Here is a 23678-nt window from a genome sequence, read left to right on the forward strand (position 1 = left end):
GGGCCGTTCGGGCGGGTTCGCGGGCGGCCGGTCGGGCGCCGGGCGCGGCCAGGGCGGCCGGCGCATGAGCGGCCGCTGACCTCGGACACCGCGTAACACCGGCGATCCCCCGGGCTCCCCGCGAGCCCGGGGGATCGCTGTATTCCCGGCGTGTCCCGGGGCCCTCGACCGGCCGCAGGTGAGCGCGTGGAACCGCGCTGCCGTGCGACGGTCCCGGCGGCCGCTGCACCTTTCAGAGGCCCCCGTCGCGGGGCCGGCCGGATTCCCTCGACGGGTCGGGCGGGTGCCGCTCCCTCATGACGCGCGTGTACCGTCGTCTCCTCACCATGGTCCTGTCCGCCCGTCCCCCGGGGAGCCCTCGTGTTCGTTGACATGCCACTCGACCAGTTGCGCGGCTACCTGCCGGAGCGCCGGGAGCCGGCGGACTTCGACGCGTTCTGGGAGCGCACGCTCGCCGGGGCGCGCGAGCACGACCTCGGCGCCGTCTTCGAGCCGTACGCCACGGACCTGGCCATGATCGACGTGTACGACGTGACGTTCGCCGGGTTCGGCGGCGACCCGATCAAGGGGTGGTACCTCAAGCCGGCCGCGCTGCCCGGCCCGCTGCCCTGCGTCGTGGAGTTCATCGGGTACGGCGGCGGCCGCGGCCTGCCGCACGACTGGCTGCTGTGGCCGTCCGCCGGCTACGCCGCGTTCGTCATGGACACGCGCGGCCAGGGCGGCGGCTGGCGGTCGGGCGACACGCCCGACCCCGCGCCCGGCACCGGCCCCCAGACCTCCGGCAAGATGACCCAGGGCATCTTCGACCCGGACGGCTACTACTACCGGCGGCTCTACACGGACGTGGTCCGTGCGGTCGAGGCGGCCCGGGCGCATCCGGCGACCGACCCCGGGCGGGTCGCGGTCGCGGGCGGCAGCCAGGGCGGGGCGATGGCGCTGGCCGCCTCCGCCCTCGTGCCCGACCTCGCGTACGCCTTCGTCAACGTGCCGTTCATGTGCCACATCCGGCACGCCGTGGAGATCACCGACGAGGACCCGTACGCCGAGGTCGGCCGGTTCCTCGCGGTCAACCGGACGCGGGTTGACCAGGTGTTCGCCACGCTCGACTACTTCGACGGGCTGAACTTCGCGGTCAGGTCGCGCACGCCCGCCCGGTTCTCGGTCGGCCTGCGGGACGGCGTCACGCCGCCCTCGACCGTCTTCGCGGCCTACAACCACTACGCGGGCCCCAAGGACATCTCGGTCTGGCCGTTCAACGGTCACGAGGGCGGCGACTCCCAGCAGGCCATGGAGGTGCTCGCGGTCGCCCGCAAGGTCCTGGGCTGACCGGTGATCTCGGAGGGTGGACGGGGCGAGCGAGCGGCCCGTCCCCGCGGCTAACCTGGGTGGGCGTGTCCGGCGGATACCCTGGACGCGCATGCCCGACGACTTCGAGAGAGACGATGAAGACCTTCGACGAGCTGTACGCCGAGCTGGCGGAGAAGGCGCGCACCCGGCCCGAGGGGTCCGGCACCGTGGCCGCCCTGGACGCGGGCGTCCACGCCATCGGCAAGAAGGTCGTGGAGGAGGCCGCCGAGAGCTGGATGGCGGCGGAGCACGAGTCGGCCGACCGGGCCGCCGAGGAGATCTCGCAGCTCCTCTACCACGTCCAGGTCCTCATGCTGGCCCGCGGCATCGGGCTGGACCAGGTCTACAAGCATCTGTAGCCGCGACCCGCGGCTGCTCGTCGACCTCGTCCACCCCGAACCGTGAAAGGGACCCTTCACTCATGCTGCGTCTCGCCGTCCCCAACAAGGGCGCGCTCACCGAGGCCGCCCAGACCATCCTCAGCGAGGCCGGATACCGGCAGCGCAGGGACAGCAAGGAGCTCGTCGTCGTCGACCCCGACAACGACTGCGAGCTGTTCTTCCTGCGGCCCCGCGACATCGCCGTCTACGTCGGCGAGGGCACGCTCGACGCCGGGATCACCGGCCGCGACATGCTCTTCGACTCCGGCGCCCCGGCCGAGGAGGTCGTGCCGCTCGGCTTCGGCCAGTCGACCTTCCGCTTCGCCTCCGCGCCCGGCGCCTACTCCGGCGTCGCCGACCTCGCCGGCCTGCGCATCGCCACGTCGTACGCCGGGCTGCTCGGCAAGTACCTGGCCGACAAGGGCGTGGACGCCCGGGTCATCAAGCTGGACGGGGCCGTGGAGACGGCGATCCGGCTCGGCGTGGCCGACGCCGTGGCCGACGTCGTCGAGACCGGCACCACGCTGCGCAACGTCGGCCTGGAGGTCTTCGGCGACCCGATCGCCCGGTCCGAGGCCGTGCTGATCAAGCGGGCCGGGGCGCCGGAGACCAACGGCTTCCAGCAGCTGATCCGCCGCCTCCAGGGCGTCCTGGTGGCCCGCGACTTCGTCATGATCGACTACGACATCCGGGCCGAGCGCATCGACGAGGCCATCGCGATCACCCCGGGCATGGAGGGGCCGACCGTCTCCCCGCTGCACCGCGAGGGCTGGGTCGCCGTGCGCGCCATGGTGCCCCGCAAGGGCCACCAGCAGGTGATGGACCAGCTCTGGGAGATCGGCGCGAAGGCCATCCTGGTCACCGCCATCTACGCCTGCCGGCTGTAGCCCGGGCGGCGATGACAAATGTCATCGCCGATGCCGGAGGTCGGCCACTAATCGATCTCCCTCCGCCCGGCCTACCGTTGGCGACATGAATGCCATCGCCTTCACCGACGTCACCAAGAGCTACGGCAGCGTGCTCGCGGTCGACGGCCTGACCCTTGAGGTCCCGGCGGGGAGCACGGTCGCCCTGCTGGGGCCGAACGGGGCCGGCAAGTCCACCTCGATCAACATGCTGCTCGGCCTCCTGCGGCCGACCAGCGGTGACATCCGGGTCTTCGGCGAGACCCCCGCGGAGGCGGTCAGGCACGGGTCGATCGGCGCCATGCTCCAGGAGGGCACGCTGATCCCCGAGCTGACCGTCGCCGAGACGCTGGAGTTCGTCCGCCGTCTCTACCCCGACCCGCTGCCGCTGGAGGAGATCCTCCGCCTGGCCGACCTGACCGACCTCGCCAGGCGGCGGGCCGACAAGCTGTCCGGCGGCCAGACCCAGCGGGTGCGCTTCGCGCTGGCCGTCGCCGGCGCCCCCAAGCTGCTGCTCCTCGACGAGCCCACTGCGGCCATGGACGTCGAGTCGCGCCGCTCCTTCTGGGACAACATGCGCGCGTACGCGGCCCAGGGCCGCACCATCCTGTTCGCCACCCACTACCTGGAGGAGGCGGACGAGAACTCCGACCGCGTGGTCGTCGTGGCCCGCGGCCGGGTCGTCGCCGACGGCACGGCCGCCGAGATCAAGGCGAGCGTGGCCGGCCAGGCCGTCAGCTTCCGGCTGGGCGACCAGTCCGTCTCCGGGCTCGACGGGCTCCCCGGGATCACCGGTGTGGAGCTCCAGGGCGGGCGCGTCACGCTGCGGACCGCCGACGCCGACGCCACGATCGACGCGCTGTACCGCAAGACCACCCTCGACGTCCGCGATCTCCAGATCCACGGGGCCGATCTGGAGGACGCCTTCCTCGCCCTGACCCAGGAGGCATGACCATGCTGAGCTACATCAAGGTCGAGATGCTGCGGATGCTGCGCAACAAGCGCTACATCATCTTCGTGGTGGCCTTCCCCTTGGGCTTCTACCTGCTGTACTCGAACCTCTGGGGCAACCAGGTCGACCAGTCCACCGGGGTGCGCGGCAGTATCATCCTGATGGTCTCCATGGGCGCGTACGGCGCCCTGGCGGCCTCCATGATGTCCACGGCCGTCCCGTGGTCGCAGGAGCGGCACAGCGGCTGGCTGCGGCAGCTCCAGATCACCCCGCTGACCAGCTGGGCGATCATCGTCACCAAGCTCTTGGCGGCCCTGCTCCTCGTGCTGCCGTCCCTGCTGCTGGTCGGGCTGGCCGCCGTGCTGACCCAGCACGTGTCGCTCACCGCCGGCGAGTGGGCCGGCCTGCTGCTCTGCATGTGGATCGGCACGATCCCGTTCGCCGCGCTCGGGCTGGCGATCGGGTCGGTGCTGCCGCCCGACACGGCGCAGCCGGCCGCCATGATCAGCATGTTCGGGCTGGCGCTGCTCGGCGGGCTCTGGATCCCGCTGGAGGTCATGCCGTCCACCATGCGGTCCGTGGCCCAGGTCCTGCCGTCGTATGACTACGCGAGCATAGGCTGGCGGATCGTCGCGGGCCACGCGCCCGAGGCCGGGCCGGTGGCCGGCATCCTCGGCTGGGCCGTCGTCCTCGGCGCGCTCGCCGTCGTGGCCTACCGCCGGGCCACCGTACGGGCCTAGGGTCGGGGCGCGGGACGGAGAGGGGAGCGGGATGAGCCGGCTGAGCAGCGTCTTCACCTTCGGCGGGGCGGACGACCGCCCGTCCCGCCTCCGGCGCCTCATGGGCATGTCGCTGGGGCTGGTGTACCTGTTCTACCCGATCGCCGACATGGCCGGCGGGAAGGTCCCGCCCGGCCAGATCCCCTGGCAGGCGGCCGCGCTCGCCAGCTTCGTGGTCTTCTACGTGGCGACCGCGGTCAGCCCCCGCGACACCGACGACTGGAGCCGCTGGACGCTGCCCCTCCTCGTCGTCACGACGGCGATGGCCGTCGTGTACCCGCTGGTGTTCGGGGGCGGCTGGCTGGCCCTGCCGATCTACCTGACCGTCGTCTACTCCATGGCGCTGCCGCCCCGGCCCGCCCTGGTCGCCGTGCTCTGCATGATCGCGATCGTCGTGGTCGAAGGGAGCATCATGGGCGCGGACGGCGGGGTGATCGCGCTGCTGGTGCTCCAGGTGATCACGCTCGGCGTCCTGTTCATCAGCGTCCGGAACACGCGGATGCTCGTCGTCAGGCTCCGTCACGCCCAGGACGAGGTGGCCCGGCTCGCCGCCACCGAGGAGCGCCTGCGGATCGCCCGCGACCTGCACGACCTGCTCGGCCACAGCCTCTCGCTGATCGTCCTGAAGAGCGAGCTCGCCGGGCGGCTCGCCGAGCAGGGCTCGGCGCGGGCGGCCAAGGAGGTGGCCGACATCGAGTCGGTGGCCAGGAAGGCGCTCGAGGAGGTGCGGGAGGCCGTGACGGGCTACCGCAGGTGCGCGCTGCCGGAGGAGCTCGACGGGGCGCGCAGGACCCTCGACGCCGCCGGGGTCGCGCTGACCGTCCGCACCTCGGGCACGCCGCTTCCCGGCCCCCTCGACGGGCTTTTCGGCTGGGCCGTGCGGGAGGCGGTCACCAACGTCGTCCGGCACTCCCGCGCCACCCGGTGCGACATCGACCTGTCGTACGGCGACGCCGGCGCCGTGCTGGAGGTGGCGGACAACGGGCGGGCCGGGCCGTACACGCCGGGCAGCGGGCTCACCGGGCTGGGGGAGCGGGTGGCCGCCGCCGGGGGTGCGGTCACGGCCGCCCCCACGTCCGCCGGGTTCCGCCTGCGGGTCGTGGTCCCCCGGACGGCCGCAGAACGGCTCCCCGTACGTCCGGCGGCGGTGTGAGCACCGGTAGGTTGTGCCCGTGATCAGGGTGATGCTGGCCGAGGACCAGGGCATGGTGCGGGGGGCCCTCGCGTCCCTGCTCGGGCTGGAGCCCGACATCGAGGTGGTGGGGGAGGCGGCGACCGGGCCGGAGGCCCTGGCCGTGGCCGAGCGCGTGCGGCCGGACATCGCGCTCCTCGACATCGAGATGCCCGGCATGGACGGCATCACCGCGGCCGGGGAGATCCGGCGCCGGGTGCCGGAGTGCCAGGTCATGATCCTGACCACCTTCGGCCGGCCCGGCTACCTGCGCAGGGCCATGGAGGCGGGGGCGGCGGCGTTCCTCGTCAAGGACAGCCCGGCCCGGGAGCTGGCGGCGGCCATCCGGCGCGTGCTGGGCGGGGAGCGGGTCATCGACCCCGGCCTCGCCGCCGCGGCGCTCAGCGCCGGGCCCAACCCGCTGTCCCCCCGCGAACGGGAGGTCCTGGGCGCCGCGGTCGACGGCTCCACGATCAGCGACATCGCCGACCGGCTGCACCTGTCCGAGGGGACGGTGCGCAACTACCTGTCCTCGGCCATCCAGAAGACCGCCGCCCGCAACCGCATCGAGGCCGTGCAGAAGGCGCAGCTCCAGGGCTGGCTCTGACCGCCCCGGTGGCCGGGGGGTGTCAGCGGCCGGTCCTGAGCTCGGCCACGTGGCGGATCAGGTCGCCGACCCGCACCACGCCCATGCAGCGGCCGACCTCGTCGACCACCACCAGGTCGTCGTACACGCGGGCGTTGTCCCGGCCCGCCACCTGCATGGCCGCTATCGCCGGGGTCGTCTTGGCCACCACCTTCGCCTGGTCCGCCAGGCGCCCCGCCGGCTTCTTGGCGTGCAGGGCGTGGCCGTACGCGCCGGCCATGAACAGCAGGAAGCGGCTGCGGTCGATGCTGCCCTGGGGCCGCTGGTACTCGTCCACCAGGATCACGCTGGTGACCGAGGGCTCGGCGCTGAACACGGCCACGACCTCCTCCGCCGTGGCCTCGGCGGACAGCGTCACGGCCGGCAGCAGGAACTCCTGGACCCGGGGGCCCAGCAGGATGTTCGCCGTGGTGGTCTCGGGCACCGGCAGCGGCACGTGTACCCGGCCGTGGCCCTGCGACGGACGCCAGTCGAGCGGCGCGAGCAGCGGCCCCTGGGCGAGCCGGATGCCCCACCCGCGCACCGCGGCCAGCTGGGCCTCGTCCCGAAGGCCGGGCGCGAGCACGTGGGCGCCGACCCCCTTGGCCATGCCGACCAGCGACTCCACCAGCGCGCCGCGCCGCTGGTCGCGCGGCACCCGGGCGACGAGGTCGCCCGAGAGCACGATCACGTACGGCGAGGCGTCGGCCAGCAGGTCGAGCGGCAGGTGCGCGGTGCCGAGGCCGCCGAAGGCGATGAGGTACCCGACCGCGCGCAGCCCGTCGACCCCCGAGAGCAGGGCGGCGCGGTCGGCCGGCGCGACGTCGCCCTCGATCATGAGGATGACCTCGCGGGGGCGGCGGCGGCACACCCGCATGGTCTCGTGCAGCGGCGCGAGCCCGGCCGAGCCGCCGATCACGGAGGAGACCGGGATCGGGAGCACCAGCGGGAGCAGCGCCTCCTCGCGGGCCGCCGCGAGCACGGCGTTGACGGTCGCGCCGAGCGGGGGATCGCCTGGCCGGGGCTCGGCGGCCACCTCGACGGCCACGACCCCTCCGGTGTCGAGGTCCACGACCGGCAGGAACGCGGGCGCGCCGGGACGGCTCTGCGGGCCGGGCCCGCCGTACCCGGGGGCGGGCGCGGGCATGGGAGCGGACGCGGGCACCCCCCCGAACTCGGCGGGCATGGGGACGGACGCGTGGAACCCCGGCGTCCGGAGGTCCGCGGAGGTCACGGGCATTCGGCCGGACGCCTGGACGTCCGGGGCGGCCGTGGCGGGTGGCGCGGAGAGCGGCACCGCCGATGGTGAAGGGACCGACACGATTGAATTCTGGGACCACTGGGAAGGCCCTCCGACCACGGCAAACGGAAATTCACCTACATTTCCCCATAAGTTGTGGGTATTCCGGAACTTCTGTCTGCTCCCCGGGCTCCCGAGTGGTCCCCGGACGGATCAGGACCCCCGGCACGCGCGGGTGCGGCCCGCACGGCATCGTTGGACGGGTCGCCCACCGGCGACGACGGCGAAGGGAGAAGCGGCGCAGGCCGCACGGCACCATGAAGATCACTGGAATCGAGCTGCGGCGGATCGCGATGCCCCTGGTCGCCCCGTTCCGCACGTCCTTCGGCACCGAGACGCGGCGCGACGTCCTGCTGCTGCGGGTGGTCACGCCGGAGGCCGAGGGCTGGGGCGAGTGCGTGGCGATGTCCGGCCCGTTCTACTCCTCCGAGTACGTGGACGGCGCGGCCGACGTCCTGCGCCGCTTCCTGATCCCCGCCCTGCCGCCGGCCGTGGACGCGTACGGGGTCGGCCGCGCGCTGCGCCCGTTCAAGGGGCACCGCATGGCGAAGGCGGCGCTGGAGGCGGCGGTGCTGGACGCCCGGCTGCGGGAGGCGGGCCAGTCGCTCGCGTCGTTCCTCGGCGCGTCCGCCGAGCGGGTCCCGGCGGGGGTGTCCGTGGGGATCATGAACTCGGTTCCCGAGCTCCTCGACGCCGTCGCCCGATATCTGGACGAGGGCTACATCCGCATCAAGCTCAAGATCGAGCCCGGCTGGGACCTGGAGCCCGTCCGCGCCGTACGGGAGCGGTTCGGCCCGGGTGTGCCGCTCCAGGTGGACGCGAACGCCGCCTACACGCTCACCGACGCCCCGCACCTGGCCCGCCTCGACGAGTTCGGCCTGCTGCTGATCGAGCAGCCGCTGGCGGACGACGACATCGTCCAGCACGCGCAGCTGGCCCGGAGGGTGTCCACCCCGATCTGCCTGGACGAGTCGATCCACTCGGCGGCCGACGCGGCGGCGGCCGTCTCCCTGGGCGCCTGCTCGGTGATCAACATCAAGCCCGGCCGCGTCGGCGGCTACCTGGAGGCGCGGCGGATCCACGACCTGTGCCGGGCCCACGGCGTCGCCGTCTGGTGCGGCGGCATGCTGGAGACCGGCATCGGCCGCGCCGCCAACGTCGCCCTCGCCGCCCTGCCCGGCTTCACCCTTCCGGGGGACACCTCCGGGTCGCGCCGCTACTACACGACCGACGTCACCGCGCCGTTCGAACTGCGGGACGGGCACCTGGACGTGCCCACCGGGCCGGGCATCGGCGTCGAGCCGGTCCCCGAGGTCCTCGACGAGGTCACCACGGCCACCGAGTGGATCCCCTTCTGACCGGGGACGCCGTACCCGCGGCCCGCACACCGCCCCCGGAGGGCGGGCGGTAGGGTCGGCTGCCATGACGGCACGGCCGGCGGCGGGAGGCGGCAGGTGGGTGTCGGTGGCCCCCGAGCGGCTCGCCGGCTGGATCGCGGGGTTCGCCGCCCGCCACGGCCCGGCCGTCGCGACTGCCGCGCCCGACCTCGTACGGCTGGAGGCGGCCGACGGGGCGGCGGCCGAGTGCCATGTGCCCTTCCCGCCCCTCGATCCCGGCGGGGACGATCCGGCCGGGTCCCTCGTCGCGCACGCGTGCCGCACGAGGACCGTGGGCGTGCTGCTCGTACGGCTCGGGGGCTACGCGGCCGGCGTCTTCGAGGGGGAGCGGCTGGTGGCCTCCAAGGTCGGGTCCCGGCAGGTCCACGGGCGCAGCGCGGCGGGCGGATGGTCGCAGCAGCGGTTCGCCCGGCGGCGCGACAAGCAGTCGGCCGAGGCGCTGCGGGCCGCGGCGGACGTCGCCCACCGGGTGCTCGTCCCCCGGGCGCCCGCCCTGGACGCCGTGGTGCTCGGCGGCGACCGGCGGGCGGTCGACGAGGTCAGGGAGGACCGGCGCCTGGCGCCGCTGCTCGCGCTGGAGGCCGGGCCGTTCCTCACGGTCCCCGACCCCCGGCTCGCCGTGCTGGAGGACACGCCCCGCCTGTTCCGCGCCGTCCGCGTCCGCGTACTGGACCCGTGACCGCACCGCTGAGCGTGGGCACGGCGGGAGGGAAGGGGACGCGCCTGGGAGCGCGCGTCGCCCGTGAGGGGCCGGGCCGGGACTAGAATGGCGGCCATGCGCACTCCCCATTGATCGACTCCTCCGCCGATCCCCGCCTGTCTCCTCACGGGAGTGTCCCACTCATCATGATCATCGCCACCGACGTCGAACTGCGCGCGGGTTCCCGCCTGCTCATCGAGGCCGCCGGCTTCCGGGTCAACCCCGGCGACAAGATCGGGCTGGTCGGCCGCAACGGAGCGGGCAAGACCACGCTCACCAAGGTCCTCGCGGGCGAGGGCATCCCCGCCGCGGGCACCGTGACGATCACCGGCAGCGTCGGCTACCTGCCGCAGGACCCCCGCACCGGCGACCTGACGGTGCTCGCCCGCGACCGCATCCTGTCCGCCCGCGGCCTCGACGAGGTCCTGCGCGACCTGCGGGAGGCCGAGCTCGGCATGGCCGCAGACGACCAGCGGGTCAGGGACCGGGCCGTCCGCGCGTACGGGCGGCTGGAGGACCGCCTCCACGTGCTCGGAGGGTACGCCGCGGAGTCCGAGGCCGCCTCGATCGCGTCGAGCCTCGGGCTGCCCGACCGCGTCCTCGGGCAGCCGCTGGCGACGCTCTCCGGAGGCCAGCGGCGCCGGGTGGAGCTGGCCCGCATCCTGTTCAGCGGAGCGGAGACTCTCCTGCTCGACGAGCCCACAAACCACCTCGATGCGGACTCGATCGGGTGGCTTCGTGATTTTTTGCGCTCCCACCAGGGCGGGTTGGTGATCATCAGCCATGACGTCAACCTTCTTGAAGCGACGGTAAACCGGGTCCTGCACCTCGACGCCAACCGCTGCGTGATCGACACCTACAACGTCGGCTGGAAGGCCTACCTGGAGCAGCGCGAGACCGACGAGAAGCGCCGCAAGCGCGAGCGGGCCAACGCCGAACGGCAGGCCTCGGCGCTGCTGTCGCAGGCCGACCGCATGCGGGCCAAGGCCACGAAGGCCAAGGCCGCGCAGGACATGGAGCGGCGGGCCCGGCGCCTGCTGGCCGGCGTCGAGGGCGAGCGGCGCAGCGACCGGGTCGCCAAGCTGCGCTTCCCCGACCCCGCGCCCTGCGGGAAGACGCCGCTCACCGCGCACGGCCTGTCCAAGTCGTACGGGTCGCTGGAGGTGTTCACCGACGTCGACGCGGCCGTCGACCGGGGCTCCCGGATCGTGATCCTGGGCCTGAACGGCGCCGGGAAGACCACGCTGCTGCGCCTGCTCGCGGGCATCGAGAAGCCCGACACCGGCGAGGTGCGGGCGGGCCACGGGCTCAAGATGGGCTACTACGCCCAGGAGCACGAGACGCTCGACGCGGAGCGCACGGTCCTGGAGAACATGCGCTCGGCCGGGCCCGACCTCGCCGACGTCGACCTGCGCAAGGTGCTCGGCTCGTTCCTGTTCTCCGGCGACGACGTCGACAAGCCCGCGGGGGTCCTTTCGGGCGGCGAGAAGACCCGTCTCGCGCTCGCGACGCTGGTGCTGTCGAGCGCCAACGTGCTGCTGCTCGACGAGCCGACGAACAACCTCGATCCGGCCTCACGGGACCAGGTGCTGTCGGCCCTGGGCTCCTACACGGGCGCGATCGTGCTGGTCACACATGATGAGGGGGCGGTTGAGGCACTGCGGCCCGATAGGGTGATTCTGTTGCCAGACGGAGTCGAAGACGCATGGAGCGACGAATTTTCCGATCTTGTGGCACTTGCCTGATCTTAATTTGAGCGGGTAGGGATCTTTTCCCGCGGAGTAGGTAGCCGATCCCGTCGAAATGACTGATCATGGCTGAAGTAACGCTGCGGAAGTCTGGCACTACAGGAGGTACTCGTGGCCGAGACTCTCAAGAAGGGCACCCGGGTGACCGGGGCCGACCGTGAAAAGCTGGCCAGCGATCTCAAGAAGCGCTACTCCGCGGGTGAGAGCATCCGCGCTCTGGCGGCTTCGACCGGCCGGTCGTACGGGTTCATCCACCGCATCCTCAGCGAGTCCGGCGTGACTCTGCGCGGGCGCGGCGGGGCGACCCGGGGCAAGTCCAAGCGCTAGATCCGCCTCAGCACACGCGACCGCAGCCACAGGTTCCCGCTCGAAGGAGTGGTCGCGTCGCCGGGCCAGAACCTTGTTCGGTAGGCTCGGACGCGATCGGGCAGACAGGAGCGCGGGCGCTGGGCACGGACGGGACGTCGCACCGGACCCGTCGTGCGAGCGGACGAGGGCTCCACCGGAGGCAGGAACGGCAGGGGCATGGCGGAAGCGGCACATGGGGGGCACGAGGAGCACACCGACGCGGTGCGCGACCTCTCGGATTCGGAGTCGATCTCGGCGGCCGCGCCGGCCGAGGTCGGACTGCGCTTCGAGGTGGACGGCGAGATCGCGACCGTGACTCTGAACCGGCCGGAGAAACGCAACGCTCAGACGTTCGCGACCTGGTCGGCGCTGGCCCGGATCGGGGAGACCCTGCCGGACCGCGTGAGAGTCGTCGTGATCCGAGGTGAGGGGCCGTCCTTCTCAGCGGGTATCGACCTGCGCATGTTCACACCGGAGGGGGTTCCAGGACAGGGGTCGTTCGCGACCGCGGCCGCCCTCGACGACGGGGCGTTCGAGCGGCGGATCGCCGAGGCGCAGCGCGGATTCCTGTGGCTGCGCCGGCCCGACATCGTGTCGATCGCCGCGGTTCAGGGCCACGCCATCGGCGCCGGGTTCCAGCTCGCGCTCGCGTGCGACCTTCGGGTCGTCGCCGACGACGTTCAGTTCTGCATGAAGGAGCCGGCCCTCGGCCTGGTGCCCGACCTGACCGGGACCAAGCCGCTGGCCGACATCGTGGGGGTTCCGCGCGCGATCGAGATGTGCCTGACGGCGCGCTCGGTGGGGGCGGCCGAGGCGCTGCAGCTCGGCCTGGCGGAGATGGCGGTGCGCCGCGAGGAGCTGGACCAGGCCGTACAGGACCTGGCCGCGGCGCTGCTGGCCACCGACCGGGCGGCGGCCACGGCCACCAAGCGGCTGCTCCAGGCGGCGCCCGGGCGCACGCTGGAGGACCAGGCCGCCGCCGAGCGCGCCGAACAGGCGGCGCGGATCAGGGCGCTGTTCGCTTCGAGCTGACGGAGGAATCGGGGGCCTCCTCCCGGTGCTGGACCTGCGGGAGGATGGACGACATATGGCGATGATGAACGGGGGCTACGGCTTCCAGGTGATGCGGTCGTTACGGCGGGACAGCTCCGTGACGAAGGAACGGATCGCGCCCGGGACCGTCCGGCGCATCGCCGGCTACGCGCGCCCGTTCAAGTGGCAGATAGCGGGGTTCCTCGCCCTCGTGGTGGTGGACGCGGTCGTCGTGATCGCCAACCCCCTGCTGATGAAGGCGATCATCGACGACGGCATCATCCCCAGGCGGACCGATGTCGTCGCCGCCCTCGCGGCGGCGATCGGCCTGCTGGCCGTGCTCGACGCAGGCCTCGGGCTCGTGCAACGGTGGTTCTCCGCGCGGATCGGCGAGGGCCTGATCTACAACCTCCGCACGGAGGTCTTCGACCACGTCCAGCGCATGCCGGTGGCGTTCTTCATGCGGGCGCAGACCGGCGCGCTGGTGTCGCGGCTCAACAGCGACGTGATCGGGGCCCAGCGTGCCCTCACCAGCACGTTGTCGTCGGTCGTGTCGAACGTCGTGAGCCTCGTCATGGTGCTCGGCGCGATGCTCGTGCTGTCGTGGCAGATCACGCTCGTCGCCCTCGTGCTGTTGCCGATCTTCATCTTCCCGGCCAAGTGGGTGGGCCGGCGGATGTCCGTGCTCACGCGGGAGCAGATGCAGCTCGACGCCGAGATGAGCTCGGTGATGACCGAGCGGTTCAACGTCGCCGGGGCCATGGTCGCCAAGCTGTACGGCCGGCCCGAGGACGAGGCCGTCCACTTCGGGGAGCGCGCCGGCCGCGTCCGCGACGTCGGCGTCACCGTGGCCATGTACGGCGCGGTCTTCCGGATCGCCCTCGGCCTCGTGGCGGCCCTGGCCACCGCCCTGGTGTACGGCCTCGGCGGCACGCTGGCCATCTCCGGCGCCTTTGCGCTCGGCACGCTGGTCGCCCTCTCGTCGCTGCTCATGCGCCTGTACGGCCCGCTGACCAGCCTGTCCAACGTCCACGTGGACGTCATGACGGCGCTCGTGAGCTTCGACCGGGTCTTCGAGGTGCTCGACCTGAAGCCGATGGTCGCCGAGCGGCCCGGCGCCGGGGAGGTCCCCGAGGGGCCGGTGACGATCGAGTTCGACGACGTGCGGTTCCGCTACCCGGCGGCCTCCGAGGTGTCGCTGGCGTCGCTGGAGTCGGTGGCCCGGCCGGACACCGGGCCGTCCCCGGAGGTGCTCAAGGGCGTCGAGTTCACGGCGCGCCCGGGGGAGCTCGTGGCCCTCGTCGGCCACTCCGGGGCCGGCAAGACCACGATGACCTCGCTCGTCTCCCGGCTGTACGACGTGAACGAGGGCGCGGTGCGCCTGAACGGCCTCGACGTGCGCGACGCCACGCTCGCGAGCATCAGGGACACGGTCGGCGTCGTCATGCAGGACGCGCACCTGTTCCACGACACGATCGGCAACAACCTGCGCTACGCCCGTCCCGAGGCGTCCGACGAGGAGGTGTGGGAGGCGCTGCGCGCGGCCCAGATCGCCGACCTGGTCAAGGCCCTGCCCGAGGGGCTCGACACGGTCGTCGGGGACCGCGGCTACCGGCTGTCGGGCGGCGAGAAGCAGCGCGTCGCGCTGGCCCGCCTGCTGCTCAAGGCCCCCCGGGTGGTCGTCCTCGACGAGGCAACCGCCCACCTCGACTCCGAGTCCGAGGCGGCCGTGCAGAAGGCGCTGAGGACCGCCCTTCGGGGCCGGACCTCGCTGGTGATCGCCCACCGCCTGTCCACGATCCGGGAGGCCGACGCCATCCTCGTGATCGAGGACGGCCGGGTGGTCGAGCGGGGCCGCCACGAGGACCTGCTGCGGCTGGGCGGCGCCTACGCCGAGCTGTACCGCACCCAGTTCAGCGAGAGCCCGAGCCCGGAGGGCCGCGTCATCGGTACCCGAGGCGCCTGAGCTCCTCCCGGGCGACCTTCTCCACCAGCTCGGCGTCGGCCGGGGACAGGCGCCTGCGCCAGGTGCCCGGCGCCGGCCGGGGCGCGCCGTACAGGGCGATCGTGCTGACCTTCGCCTCCAGGAAGGCCGACACCGCGTCGATGGCCTCACCGGGGGAGGACAGCATGTCCTCGTACCGCAGGGTGAGCAGGTGCTCGGCGGGCAGCTCGCGCCGCAGGGCGGCGCTGAGCCGCACCGCGCCGCGCCACCGCAGCGCGCACTTGCCGGCCGTCGGCATCGCGTTCCAGCGCTCCCGGTGCTCGGCCGCCCGCACCCCGAGGAACGGGTTGGGGAACTCGGCGTCCTCGCTGAGCATGTGGGGCTTGAACCAGGCCAGGCACGTGGGGTCGGCCAGCATGTCGGCCACGACGTCGCGGCCGTCCCGGATGATCTGGATGAGCCGGGCGTCGGGGAACGCCTGCAGCAGCACCGGCGCGCTGTAGAGCAGATCGGGGCCGGCGTCCCCGAAACGCGACAGCGCCTCCGGCCCCGCGCACGGCCCCGAGCCGACGATGCCGCCCGCCTCGCGGCAGGCCGTCGTGCACTCGGCGCAGGCCCCGGGGACGACCTGCCACGCCTCGGCCAGCACGTCGCGCAGCACCCGGGGCGCGCCGCCGCTGCGGGCGATCGAGGGACGCCGGGCGAAGGCGTACACGACGCGGGCCACCGGGCCCCGCCCCATCGTGATGTGGAAGCCGGGGGAGCGCTTGAGGGCACGGCCCAGGAGGTCCGCGCCGGAGTGCGGGGCCGCGATCACGAACACCGGCCGGCGGACCTTGACGCCGTTGACCACGAGTATGTGCGTCGGAGGTCGCATAGGTACGGCTAAGTCTGACACCCTTTGGGGAGTGAGCGAGCGCATCGGGGGCGGGGCGGCCGGTGACGCCTCTGTAACGGTCCCACGCGGGGCGGACGGGCCGGGCACGGCAGGGGCGGCGCGGCTTCCCCGGAGGCTGCGGCCGGGCGACACGGTGGCTCTGATCGCGCCCTCCGGCCCTGCCGATCCCGTACGGCTCGAACGGGGGGCCCGGGTGCTGCGGGGCATCGGCCTGGAGGTGGTCGAGGGCGCCGGGGTGCGGGGGAGACAGGGCTACCTCGCCGGGCCCGACGCCGCGCGCGCCGCCGACCTCCAGGACGCGTGGTGCGACCCCGGCGTGGCCGGCGTGTTCTGCGTCCGGGGCGGGTACGGCGCGACCCGGCTGCTCGGCCTGCTCGACTGGGACGCCATGGCGGAGGCCGAGCCCAAGATCCTGCTCGGCTCCAGCGACGTCACGGCGCTGCACCGGGCCTTCACCACCCGGCTGGGCGTGGCGACGCTGTTCGGCCCGATGCCCGCGTGCGCCACGATCAGCGACCCCGAGGGCCCGGAGCTCCTGACGTTCGCGCACCTGCGGGAGGCGCTGTTCGATGGGGAGAGCCTGTCGCCGGTCCTGGGCGACCGCGTCCTCGTCCCGGGCACCGGTGAGGCCGCGGGGGAAGGGGTGGTGCGGGGGCCCGTCACGGGCGGCAACCTGACGCTGCTGGCCGCCCTGTGCGGCACGCCGTACGCGATGGAGGCCCGGGGGCGGATCGTCCTGCTGGAGGACGTGAGCGAGGAGCCGTACCGGATCGACCGGATGGTGACGCAGCTGCTGCAGGCCGGGTGCCTGGACGGCGCGCTGGGCGTCGTGCTGGGCTCGTGGGTGGACTGCGGCGACCCGCTTCCCATGCTCGCCGAACGGCTGGAGCCGCTCGGCGTGCCCGTCGTGGCGGGCCTTCCCATCGGCCATGGATCACCACAGTTCTGTGTGTGGTTGGAGGCAGATGGGGTTATTGTGACCGAATCGTGTTCTCTGACTGGCATGTTCCGCAACCCTGACCAGGCAACCTGAAACGCGCCCCGGAACGGTCCGGGCGGCGGCGGAGGGACGGTGCATTGGGACTCTTGCGGCGACTGCTCGGCCGGACGCGGCCCGACCACCCCGCCCCGAGATCCGTCGAGGACGTCGACCTCGACTCCCTGCTCGCCCTGGTCGCCGAGACGATGGGCTACACGTGCGGCTTCGCCGCCGACGGCGCGTCGCTCACGCTGACCTCGCCGGAGGGTGAGCGGGTCGTCAACCTCGTGGGCCTGCGCCGCGAGGCCGGCCGCCGCTCCCGTGAGGACTGGCCGATGCTCGTCTCCGAGCACCTGGCCCACGCCGTGTCCGGCGAGCCGTTCGACGCCTGCAACCTCACGCCGATCCGCCCGCTGCTGCGCACGCGCCTGCACGCCGCCGACGACCCGGCGATCCCCGACCCGTCCCGGATCATCGGCCGCCACCTGAGCGCCGACCTGATCGAGGTGCTCACGATCGGCGCCCGTCCGGTACGGCCCGAGGAGGCCTTCTGCTGGCCGATCCCGCCGGCCCGCGCCCTGGACGTGGCGGTCGGCAACGCGCTGGCCGACGAGCGGCCCACCGTGTCCTCGATCGACCTCGGCGGCACCGAGGTGTCGCTGCTGGCCGCCCCCAGCGCCGCCGCCCACCTGCGCCGCCTCGCCGAGCACGTCCCCGTCCCCGCGGACGGCATGCTCGCCACCCTGCCCCACCGGGGGATCGTGGCCGTCCACCCGGTCGCCGGGATCGGGGTGGTGCGGGCGATCGAGCGGCTGCGGATGTTCGGCCAGCGGGAGTACGCCGTCCGGCCCGACGGTCTCAGCCCCCACGTGTACTGGTGGCACCGCGACCGGCTCACCCGCATCCAGGCGGACCTCGTCGCCCACGACGGCCAGACCCGCCTCGTCGTCGCCCCGCCGCCCGAGTTCGCCCGCCTCCTCGCCCGCATCGCCGGGCAGTCGTAGGCCGTCTCACTCCGTCCACCGGGGTACCCGTCGGCCCGTCCTCGCGCGATCCTGGGACGACGGGCGGACGACGAGGAGGACGGCGAAGGCGATGGATGGACGGCGGCGCGCGGAAAGGGGGCGCCGGCGGTACGCCGGTCCCCGGCTGATCGGGTTCCTCACGGCCGTGGTGGGCCTGGCCGGGGCCGTCGCGGCGCTGGGAGGCGTGGCCTACGCCGTCAACGGCGCCACCCAGGCGGGCGCCACCGTGACCGTGCCGGTCACGATCAATGCGACGGCGGATGACGGGCCGCCGGTGCGCGTCCCAGGAGCGACGCTTCCGCGGAGCGCGCGCCTGGAGCCTCCGGGAGGCGCGCTGGACCTGGTGGCCTGGGACTCGACGGTCGCCGAGCAACTCCTCTCGCGCGGGGACGCCGCGATCGCGGGCCTGTGCCTCGGGGCCGCCGCGGCGCTCCTGCGCCCTCTGCTGCTGTCGGTGCGGGCCGGCACGCCGTTCCGGCGCGGGAACGCGGCACGCGTCGCCGGGCTCGGCGGTCTGCTCGTCGTGGGAGCGGCGGCCGGACCGGCGCTCCCGCACGTGGCGGCCGCCCTGGTCGTGGACCGGCTGCGCCTTGAGGCGGCGCTCGTGACGCCCTGGCAGATCCCGCTGTGGCCGGTCCTGGTGGGCCTGCTCCTGCTCGTCGCCGCCGAGGCGGTCCGCAGGGGCGCCGAGCAGGCCGGGAACGTCCCGGGGAACGTCTCCGGGACGGCCTGAGCGGCCCGCGGGCACGCGGACCGAGGCCGCGCGGCACGCCGGCGAGGCGGCGTGAGCGGCTCGCGTGTGTGCGGGGAGGCGCCGGCTCCCGTGACACGGCAGCCGGCGCCCGCCGTCCGTCAGGAGGCGTGCCTGGTCAGCCGCACCTCCAGGCTGATGCCGTCGGTCCTGATCTCGCAGGCGCGGAAGCGGCTATCGGCCGCCAGCCGTTCGAACCGCTGCCGCGAGTAGGCCCGGCGCCGCAGCCCGCGCAGCGGCACCCTGGTCAGGAACGAGTTCACCGCGTTGAGATCCATCCCCCGGACCTCCTCGGCGATCTCCGCGTCGGTGGCGTCCCGGTTCATGTCCTGGATCACGGCCGTGCCGCCGGGCCGCAGCACCCGGTGCATCTCGTTCAGCGCGTCCACCGGCCGTCCGAAGTTCTTGAACGCCGCCTGGCAGACGATCAGGTCGAACGTGCCGTCGCGCAGGGGCAGGTCGGCCGCGTCCCCGTGCCGCAGGTCGATCCGGACCCCGGCCCGGCGCGCCTCGGCCGCGGCGATCTCCAGGAACGTGCGGCTGAGGTCGAGCGCGGTCACCGCGAAGCCGAGCCGGGCCATCTCCACGGCCAGGTAGCCCGGGCCGGGGGCCACCTCCAGCACGGCGGCCCCCGCCGGGAGCCCTGCGGTCACCTCCCGGGCGTACCGCCGGACGGCGGCCAGCTGCGGCGCCGAGCTGCGCTGGCGGGCGTACCACCGCGCGACGACGCCCTCCATGCCGGGCGCCTGGGTCTGGGTGTGACGGGTCTTCTCCATGTGTCTCCTCCGGTTCCGGATGCGTGTCCGAACCGGCCGGGGACGGAGCCCGGCTATTGTTGCGGTTGCCACCTCGTGGCCGGGTTCCGTTCCGCGGGATCGGTTCGAGGATGAGACCCCGGCGGGGTGTTGCAGCACCTCGCCGGGGTCGACTCACAGGTGGGGGTCCCCTTCCGGGAAATCGGGCGGCGTCTGCCCGGTGTCGTGCCACCGGCGCCACAGGTCGAGCCCGGGGAACGTGCCGTCGGCGAGCTCGGCGAGCAGGGACCGGGTCCAGGAGGCCTCGGCCTCGCGCATCGCCAGGTCGTACTCCGCCTCCACCAGGAACAGGCGGGGAACGTCCCGGCGCCACCCGGCCAGCGCCTCCCTCCGGCCGGCGATCTCCGCCTCCAGCAGCGCCACCCGCCGCCGGAGCAGGCGGGCGACCTCCTCCGGCCGCAGGATGCCCGACACCGACAGGGCCGCCTTGAACTTCGGCTGCTCGGGCTCGGGCGTGCCGAGGAGCTCGCGCACCCAGTCGGCGTACTCGTCCCGGCCGGCGTCGGTGATCCGGTAGATCGTCCGCTCGGGGTGGGCGCCGTCCCGGGAGCTGCCGGCCACCTCGATGAAGCCGTGCTTCTCGAGGTTGCGGACGACGGTGTAGAGCGAGCCCCACTTGATGGCCATGTCGTCGTCCTTGCCGCGTGCCTTGAGCGCGGCGGCCATCTCGTACGGGTGCATCGGCTTGGCCACGAGCGTGGAGAGCACGGCCAGCCCGAGCATGTTGCTCACCTTCCGCCGCTTGGCCACCCTCACCACCCCCACCTCATTACTCGTAGGCGAGTATACGCACGCGAGTAGTCCGGAGGGAAGGGCCGGGCGCCGGACAGCCGGATCGGCCAAGGGTCACTCCAGGGCGAGGGCCGTCCGGATGAGGTGGATGTGGCTGAAGGCCTGGGGGAAGTTGCCGAGCTGCCGGGCGAGCATGGGGTCGTACTCCTCCGACAGCAGTCCGACGTCGTTGGTGAGCGCCAGAAGGCGCTCGAACAGCGCGACCGCGTCGTCCCGGCGGCCGATCATGGCGAGGGCCTGCGCGAGCCAGAAGCTGCAGGCCAGGAAGGCGCCTTCGCCGCCCGGCAGGCCGTCCACGGCGTTGTCCTCGGAGAGCGGGTAGCGCAGGACGAGGCCGTCGACCATGAGCTCCCGCTCGATGGCCTCGACCGTGCCGACGACGCGGGGGTCGTCGGGCGGCAGGAAGCCGACGATGGGGATCTGCAGTAAGGCGGCGTCCAGTTCGCGGGAGCCGTACGACTGGGTGAAGGTGCCGCGGGCCGGGTCGAAGCCCTTCTCGCAGACCTCGGCGTGGATGCGGTCGCGCAGGGCCTTCCACCGCTCGACCGGTCCGGTGCGCCGGAGCTCCTCGACGACCCGGACCATCCGGTCGGCCGCCACCCAGGCCATGACCTTGGAGTGCACGAAGTGCCGCCGCGGGCCGCGGACCTCCCACAGACCCTCGTCGGGCCGGTCCCAGTTGGCCTCCAGGAACTCCATCACCTTGCGGATCATCGCCCAGGCGTGGTCGTCGGGCGGCATCCCCTGCTTGCGCGCCTGGTAGAGGGCGTCGACCACCTCGCCGTAGATGTCGAGCTGGAGCTGTCCGGCCGCGCCGTTGCCGATGCGGACCGGGCGGGAGTCCTCGTAGCCGCGCAGCCAGTCCAGCTCCAGCTCCGGCAGGCGCCGCTCGCCGGCCACGCCGTACAGGACCTGGAGGTCCTCGGGACGGCCGGCGATGGCGCGCAGGAGCCAGGTGCGCCAGGCGCCGGCCTCCTCGATGTACCCGGAGCTGGTCAGCGCGTCGAGGGTCATGGCCGCGTCGCGCAGCCAGCAGAACCGGTAGTCCCAGTTGCGCACCCCGCCCAGGTTCTCCGGCAGGGACGTGGTGGCCGCCGCGACGATCCCGCCCGTGGGCTCGTACGTCAGGGCCTTGAGCGTGATCAGCGACCGGACGACCGCCTCTGGCCAGCGGCCGGTGTACCGGCAGCGGGAGACCCACTCCTCCCACATCCGCGTGGTCTCGGCGAGTTGCTCGAGCGGGTCGATCGGCTCGGGCTGCGGCCGGTGGGAGGGGTGCCAGGTGAACACGAAGGGCACCCGCTCCCCGGCGGACACGGTGAACGCGGCCCGGTGGCGGAAGTCGCCTCCCCTGAGGGGGACGCCGGAGTGGATCCAGACCGAGTCGGGGCCCCCGATCGCGTGCAGGTGCCCGTCGCGGCGGCGGACCCAGGGCACGATCCGGCCGTAGTCGAACCGGATGCGGATCTCGGTCTCCATGTCGACGGTCCCGGACAGGCCCTCGACGATGCGGACCATGTCGGGACTGGCGTGACGGGGCGGCATGAAGTCGATCACCTTGACCGCTCCCGTCGCCGTCTGCCAGACGGTCTCGAGGACCAGGGTGTTCTCGGCGTAGGCCCGCCGGACGGGCCGGTCCACGCCGGCCGGGGCGAGCCGCCAGAAGCCGTTGGACTCGTCCCCCAGCAGCCGGGCGAAGCACGCAGGGGAGTCGAACCTCGGCAGGCAGAGCCAGTCGACCGAGCCGTCCAGGCCGACGAGGGCGGCCGACTGCATGTCCCCGACGAGGGCGTAGTCCTCGATCCGCATGCCGCAACGCTACCGGTCCCGGCGCCCCATCTTCATGAACACCTGGGTGGCCGGGCCGATGGTGACGGCGAAGACGATCGTCCCGACGCCGACGGTGCCGCCGAGCAGCCAGCCGGCGGCGAGCACGGTGAGCTCCACCAGCGTGCGGGCCAGCCGGATCGACAGGCCGAGGCGGTTCAGGCCGGTCATCAGGCCGTCCCGGGGGCCGGGCCCGAAGCCGGCGTTGATGTACAGGCCGGACGAGGCGGCGATCGCCAGGATGCCGCCCAGCAGGAACGCCCACCGGACCGCGAGCGGCGCGGGCGGGGGCACCAGCCACATGACCAGGTCGGCGCAGGTGCCGACCAGCAGCACGTTGCTGATCGTGCCGAGCCCGGGCCGCTGCCGCAGCGGGATCCACAGCAGCAGCACGAGCGCCCCGACCAGGTTGATGCACAGCCCCATCGACCAGCCCAGGCGGACGGACAGGCCCTGGTGGAACACCTCCCACGGGTCGAGGCCGAGGTTCGACCGGACGAGCAGGGCGATGCCGGCCCCGTATCCGGCCAGTCCGGCGTAGAGACGGACGAGGCGGCCCGGGAGCGCGCCGAAGCGGGGAAGGGAGAGCTCGGTCATAGTGGACGCAAGTCTCCCGGTCGCCCCCTTGCCAGGAAAGGGCCAATCAGGGAAATTGGCCTGCATGGACCGGTACCTCAGCGCCTCTCAGCTCGCCCGGCTCGTCCGCGTCCCGGCGGACGCCCGTCCGTACTACCGGGCGCTGGCGGCGCAGGTGCGGGAGCTGATCCTGGACGGGCGGCTGCCGGTGGGGGTCCGGATCCCGGCCGAGCGGCACCTGGCCGAGGCCCTGGGCGTCAGCCGCACCACGGTCACGGCGGCGTACGACCGGCTCCGCGAGCAGGGATACCTGGAGAGCCGCCAGGGCTCGGGCAGCCGCACGGCCCTGCCCGACCCTGGCGCCCTCGGGACCGACAACCCATGGATCGCCCCCGACGACGACGGCCTGCTGCCCATGCACTCGGCCGCGCCGCCCGCGACGGCCCTGCTGGGCGAGGCGATCGAGGAGGCCGGGCGCGGCTACCACCGGTACGCCCTCGGGATGGGCTACCACCCGGCGGGGCTCGCGCCCCTGCGGGAGGCGATCGCCCGCCGCTACGGCGAGCGCGGCCTGCCGACCCGTCCCGAGCAGATCATCGTGACGAGCGGGGCGCAGCAGGCCGTCCACCTGCTGATGGCGGCGCTGGCCGCCCCGGGGGACCCGGTGCTGGTGGAGTCGCCGACGTACCCCCACGCGCTCGACGCGGCCCGGATGCGCGGCGCCCGGCTGGTGCCGGTCGGCATCCCCGACGACGGCTGGCACATCGACCTGGTGACGTGCGCCCTGCGCCAGTCGTCGGCCCGGCTCGGGTACGTGATCCCGGATTTCCAGAACCCCACCGGACACCTGATGAGCCGGGAGGACCGGGTGGCGCTCGTGGACGCCGCGCGGCGGTACGACGTCACGCTCCTCGCCGACGAGAGCTGGGCCGAGACGGCGCTGGACGAGGCGGAGATCCCGCCGCCGCTGGCCGCGTTCGACACCGACGGCCGGGTGGTGAGCGTGGGATCCGCCTCGAAGCTGTGGTGGGGCGGGCTGCGCGTCGGCTGGGTGCGGGGGAGCGCCGCGCTGGTCCGCCGCCTGGCCGTCCTCCGGTCGGCCGTCGACATCGCGACGCCGGTGTTCGAGCAGCTGGTCGTGGCGCGGCTGTTCGAGCGCATCGAGGAGACCCGGGCGGAGCGGCGGCGCACGATGGGCGCGTCGCGCGACGCGCTCGCCGCGGCCCTGCGGGACGCGCTGCCGCGCTGGTCGTTCCGGCTGCCGCGGGGCGGCGGCTCGCTGTGGGTGCGGCTCGACGCCCCCGCGGCCACGGCGGTGGCGGAGGCCGCGGCGGCGCGGGGCGTCCGGCTCGCGCCCGGCCCCTGGTTCGGCGTGGACGGCACGCT

23 protein-coding genes are annotated in these 23678 nt (G+C 73.5%); 17 read left to right on the forward strand and 6 right to left on the reverse strand.

Features of this window, described 5'->3' with window-relative positions:
- Positions 1 to 360: 360 nt before the first annotated feature.
- The 7 genes from MPTA5024_RS00380 to MPTA5024_RS00410 all read left to right on the forward strand — a co-directional run bounded on the left by MPTA5024_RS00380 (position 361) and on the right by MPTA5024_RS00410 (position 6141).
- A complete protein-coding gene (locus tag MPTA5024_RS00380) occupies positions 361 to 1326 on the forward strand; it encodes an acetylxylan esterase (RefSeq protein WP_036318525.1) in 966 nt (321 codons plus the stop codon).
- Between the two features lie 116 nt (positions 1327 to 1442).
- Positions 1443 to 1706 (forward strand): phosphoribosyl-ATP diphosphatase, encoded by a 264-nt coding sequence (locus MPTA5024_RS00385; RefSeq protein WP_036318526.1) that lies wholly within the window; start codon positions 1443 to 1445, stop codon positions 1704 to 1706.
- Between the two features lie 62 nt (positions 1707 to 1768).
- Positions 1769 to 2614, forward strand: a complete 846-nt coding sequence (gene hisG / locus MPTA5024_RS00390; RefSeq protein ID WP_036318528.1) for an ATP phosphoribosyltransferase — start codon at positions 1769 to 1771, stop codon at positions 2612 to 2614.
- Positions 2615 to 2699: 85 nt separating this feature from the next.
- Positions 2700 to 3584, forward strand: coding sequence for an ABC transporter ATP-binding protein (locus tag MPTA5024_RS00395; protein ID WP_036318530.1), 885 nt, complete (start codon positions 2700 to 2702; stop codon positions 3582 to 3584).
- Entirely contained in the window at positions 3581 to 4324 is a 744-nt protein-coding gene (locus tag MPTA5024_RS00400; RefSeq protein ID WP_084369344.1) for an ABC transporter permease, read from the forward strand. The genes MPTA5024_RS00395 and MPTA5024_RS00400 overlap by 4 nt, the downstream gene beginning before the upstream one ends.
- Positions 4325 to 4355: 31 nt before the next feature.
- Positions 4356 to 5516 carry a sensor histidine kinase gene (locus MPTA5024_RS00405; RefSeq protein ID WP_036318535.1) on the forward strand — a complete coding sequence of 387 codons (1161 nt, stop codon included), beginning with the start codon at positions 4356 to 4358 and terminating at the stop codon, positions 5514 to 5516.
- Between the two features lie 19 nt (positions 5517 to 5535).
- Positions 5536 to 6141 carry a response regulator transcription factor gene (locus MPTA5024_RS00410; protein ID WP_036322608.1) on the forward strand — a complete coding sequence of 202 codons (606 nt, stop codon included), beginning with the start codon at positions 5536 to 5538 and terminating at the stop codon, positions 6139 to 6141.
- A 22-nt stretch (positions 6142 to 6163) separates the two neighbouring features.
- Here the strand turns inward: MPTA5024_RS00410 and MPTA5024_RS00415 are convergent, their stop codons facing one another.
- A complete protein-coding gene (locus MPTA5024_RS00415) occupies positions 6164 to 7399 on the reverse strand; it encodes an EAL domain-containing protein (protein WP_232326085.1) in 1236 nt (411 codons plus the stop codon).
- Positions 7400 to 7716: 317 nt separating this feature from the next.
- On the opposite strand from MPTA5024_RS00415, the gene menC reads away from it, so the two are divergent.
- The 6 genes from menC (at position 7717) to MPTA5024_RS00445 (ending at position 14650) form a co-directional block, all read left to right on the forward strand.
- The gene (gene menC, locus MPTA5024_RS00420) at positions 7717 to 8817 is read left to right on the forward strand and encodes an o-succinylbenzoate synthase (RefSeq protein ID WP_036318538.1); all 1101 of its coding nucleotides are present in this window, start codon (positions 7717 to 7719) and stop codon (positions 8815 to 8817) included.
- A 64-nt stretch (positions 8818 to 8881) separates the two neighbouring features.
- Positions 8882 to 9535 carry an acVLRF1 family peptidyl-tRNA hydrolase gene (locus MPTA5024_RS00425; protein ID WP_036318540.1) on the forward strand — a complete coding sequence of 218 codons (654 nt, stop codon included), beginning with the start codon at positions 8882 to 8884 and terminating at the stop codon, positions 9533 to 9535.
- A gap of 167 nt (positions 9536 to 9702) precedes the next feature.
- Positions 9703 to 11301, forward strand: a complete 1599-nt coding sequence (locus tag MPTA5024_RS00430; protein WP_036318542.1) for an ABC-F family ATP-binding cassette domain-containing protein — start codon at positions 9703 to 9705, stop codon at positions 11299 to 11301.
- 114 nt (positions 11302 to 11415) lie between these two features.
- Entirely contained in the window at positions 11416 to 11631 is a 216-nt protein-coding gene (locus tag MPTA5024_RS00435; protein ID WP_030904785.1) for a helix-turn-helix domain-containing protein, read from the forward strand.
- A gap of 198 nt (positions 11632 to 11829) precedes the next feature.
- On the forward strand, positions 11830 to 12684 hold the full coding sequence (locus MPTA5024_RS00440) for an enoyl-CoA hydratase/isomerase family protein (RefSeq protein ID WP_051457555.1): 855 nt from the start codon (positions 11830 to 11832) through the stop codon (positions 12682 to 12684).
- Between the two features lie 55 nt (positions 12685 to 12739).
- Positions 12740 to 14650: an ABC transporter ATP-binding protein gene (locus MPTA5024_RS00445; protein ID WP_036318549.1), complete on the forward strand. Its 1911-nt coding sequence runs from the start codon at positions 12740 to 12742 to the stop codon at positions 14648 to 14650.
- On the opposite strand, the gene MPTA5024_RS00450 is transcribed toward MPTA5024_RS00445, so the two are convergent.
- Entirely contained in the window at positions 14628 to 15506 is an 879-nt protein-coding gene (locus tag MPTA5024_RS00450) for a sulfotransferase (RefSeq protein WP_036318551.1), read from the reverse strand. The genes MPTA5024_RS00445 and MPTA5024_RS00450 overlap by 23 nt on opposite strands.
- Positions 15507 to 15537: 31 nt before the next feature.
- Here MPTA5024_RS00450 and MPTA5024_RS00455 point away from each other — a divergent pair, with 31 nt between their 5' ends.
- The 3 genes from MPTA5024_RS00455 to MPTA5024_RS00465 all read left to right on the forward strand — a co-directional run bounded on the left by MPTA5024_RS00455 (position 15538) and on the right by MPTA5024_RS00465 (position 18264).
- Positions 15538 to 16560, forward strand: coding sequence for a S66 peptidase family protein (locus MPTA5024_RS00455; RefSeq protein WP_232326086.1), 1023 nt, complete (start codon positions 15538 to 15540; stop codon positions 16558 to 16560).
- A gap of 53 nt (positions 16561 to 16613) precedes the next feature.
- The gene (locus MPTA5024_RS00460) at positions 16614 to 17510 is read left to right on the forward strand and encodes a hypothetical protein (RefSeq protein WP_232326087.1); all 897 of its coding nucleotides are present in this window, start codon (positions 16614 to 16616) and stop codon (positions 17508 to 17510) included.
- A gap of 91 nt (positions 17511 to 17601) precedes the next feature.
- Positions 17602 to 18264 (forward strand): hypothetical protein, encoded by a 663-nt coding sequence (locus tag MPTA5024_RS00465; protein WP_036318554.1) that lies wholly within the window; start codon positions 17602 to 17604, stop codon positions 18262 to 18264.
- Between the two features lie 119 nt (positions 18265 to 18383).
- Here the strand turns inward: MPTA5024_RS00465 and MPTA5024_RS00470 are convergent, their stop codons facing one another.
- The 4 genes from MPTA5024_RS00470 to yczE form a co-directional block, all read right to left on the reverse strand.
- Positions 18384 to 19058 carry a class I SAM-dependent methyltransferase gene (locus MPTA5024_RS00470; RefSeq protein WP_036318556.1) on the reverse strand — a complete coding sequence of 225 codons (675 nt, stop codon included), beginning with the start codon at positions 19056 to 19058 and terminating at the stop codon, positions 18384 to 18386.
- A gap of 153 nt (positions 19059 to 19211) precedes the next feature.
- Positions 19212 to 19853, reverse strand: a complete 642-nt coding sequence (locus MPTA5024_RS00475) for a PadR family transcriptional regulator (protein ID WP_232326088.1) — start codon at positions 19851 to 19853, stop codon at positions 19212 to 19214.
- Positions 19854 to 19943: 90 nt separating this feature from the next.
- Positions 19944 to 21698: a glycoside hydrolase family 15 protein gene (locus MPTA5024_RS00480; protein ID WP_036318559.1), complete on the reverse strand. Its 1755-nt coding sequence runs from the start codon at positions 21696 to 21698 to the stop codon at positions 19944 to 19946.
- Positions 21699 to 21707: 9 nt separating this feature from the next.
- Positions 21708 to 22313, reverse strand: coding sequence for a membrane protein YczE (gene yczE / locus MPTA5024_RS00485; RefSeq protein ID WP_036318561.1), 606 nt, complete (start codon positions 22311 to 22313; stop codon positions 21708 to 21710).
- 64 nt (positions 22314 to 22377) lie between these two features.
- Here yczE and yczR point away from each other — a divergent pair.
- A partial coding sequence (gene yczR / locus MPTA5024_RS00490; RefSeq protein ID WP_036322623.1) for a MocR-like transcription factor YczR occupies positions 22378 to 23678 on the forward strand: 1301 nt, incomplete at its 3' end.

The sequence above is a fragment of the Microbispora sp. ATCC PTA-5024 genome, assembly GCF_000511135.2.
GTDB lineage: Bacteria > Actinomycetota > Actinomycetes > Streptosporangiales > Streptosporangiaceae > Microbispora > Microbispora corallina.

Excerpts from the sequence above, each read along its gene's own strand:
- MPTA5024_RS00425 (WP_036318540.1), top strand. The coding sequence starts at position 8,882 with ATGACGGCACGGCCGGCGGCGGGAGGCGGCAGGTGGGTGTCGGTGGCC.
- MPTA5024_RS00470 (WP_036318556.1), bottom strand. The coding sequence starts at position 19,058 with ATGGAGAAGACCCGTCACACCCAGACCCAGGCGCCCGGCATGGAGGGC.
- MPTA5024_RS00480 (WP_036318559.1), bottom strand. The coding sequence starts at position 21,698 with ATGCGGATCGAGGACTACGCCCTCGTCGGGGACATGCAGTCGGCCGCC.
- MPTA5024_RS00430 (WP_036318542.1), top strand. The coding sequence starts at position 9,703 with ATGATCATCGCCACCGACGTCGAACTGCGCGCGGGTTCCCGCCTGCTC.
- MPTA5024_RS00405 (WP_036318535.1), top strand. The coding sequence starts at position 4,356 with ATGAGCCGGCTGAGCAGCGTCTTCACCTTCGGCGGGGCGGACGACCGC.
- MPTA5024_RS00385 (WP_036318526.1), top strand. The coding sequence starts at position 1,443 with ATGAAGACCTTCGACGAGCTGTACGCCGAGCTGGCGGAGAAGGCGCGC.
- MPTA5024_RS00445 (WP_036318549.1), top strand. The coding sequence starts at position 12,740 with ATGGCGATGATGAACGGGGGCTACGGCTTCCAGGTGATGCGGTCGTTA.
- MPTA5024_RS00465 (WP_036318554.1), top strand. The coding sequence starts at position 17,602 with ATGGATGGACGGCGGCGCGCGGAAAGGGGGCGCCGGCGGTACGCCGGT.
- MPTA5024_RS00395 (WP_036318530.1), top strand. The coding sequence starts at position 2,700 with ATGAATGCCATCGCCTTCACCGACGTCACCAAGAGCTACGGCAGCGTG.
- hisG (WP_036318528.1), top strand. The coding sequence starts at position 1,769 with ATGCTGCGTCTCGCCGTCCCCAACAAGGGCGCGCTCACCGAGGCCGCC.
- MPTA5024_RS00415 (WP_232326085.1), bottom strand. The coding sequence starts at position 7,399 with ATGCCCGTGACCTCCGCGGACCTCCGGACGCCGGGGTTCCACGCGTCC.
- menC (WP_036318538.1), top strand. The coding sequence starts at position 7,717 with ATGAAGATCACTGGAATCGAGCTGCGGCGGATCGCGATGCCCCTGGTC.
- yczE (WP_036318561.1), bottom strand. The coding sequence starts at position 22,313 with ATGACCGAGCTCTCCCTTCCCCGCTTCGGCGCGCTCCCGGGCCGCCTC.
- MPTA5024_RS00450 (WP_036318551.1), bottom strand. The coding sequence starts at position 15,506 with ATGCGACCTCCGACGCACATACTCGTGGTCAACGGCGTCAAGGTCCGC.
- MPTA5024_RS00440 (WP_051457555.1), top strand. The coding sequence starts at position 11,830 with ATGGCGGAAGCGGCACATGGGGGGCACGAGGAGCACACCGACGCGGTG.
- MPTA5024_RS00400 (WP_084369344.1), top strand. The coding sequence starts at position 3,581 with ATGACCATGCTGAGCTACATCAAGGTCGAGATGCTGCGGATGCTGCGC.